Raw genomic sequence first — 432 nt, 5'->3', positions numbered from 1 at the left:
TTCACGCATCCCGTCAATTCCTTTGAGTTTTAATCTTGCGACCGTACTCCCCAGGCGGTCTACTTAACGCGTTAGCTCCGAAAGCCACGGCTCAAGGCCACAACCTCCAAGTAGACATCGTTTACGGCGTGGACTACCAGGGTATCTAATCCTGTTTGCTCCCCACGCTTTCGCATCTGAGTGTCAGTATCTGTCCAGGGGGCCGCCTTCGCCACCGGTATTCCTTCAGATCTCTACGCATTTCACCGCTACACCTGAAATTCTACCCCCCTCTACAGTACTCTAGTCTGCCAGTTTCAAATGCTATTCCGAGGTTGAGCCCCGGGCTTTCACATCTGACTTAACAAACCACCTGCATGCGCTTTACGCCCAGTAATTCCGATTAACGCTCGCACCCTCCGTATTACCGCGGCTGCTGGCACTCTGTATGCA

Annotated in this window: 1 rRNA gene; it reads right to left on the bottom strand. The window is 52.8% G+C overall.

Features of this window, described 5'->3' with window-relative positions:
* Positions 1-432 (bottom strand): 16S ribosomal RNA (locus M6G53_RS25215); the annotation flags it as partial.

The sequence above is a fragment of the Serratia nevei genome, assembly GCF_024160145.1.
Classification (GTDB): Bacteria; Pseudomonadota; Gammaproteobacteria; order Enterobacterales; family Enterobacteriaceae; genus Serratia; species Serratia nevei_A.
This window is presented reverse-complemented; position numbering and strand designations above follow the sequence as displayed.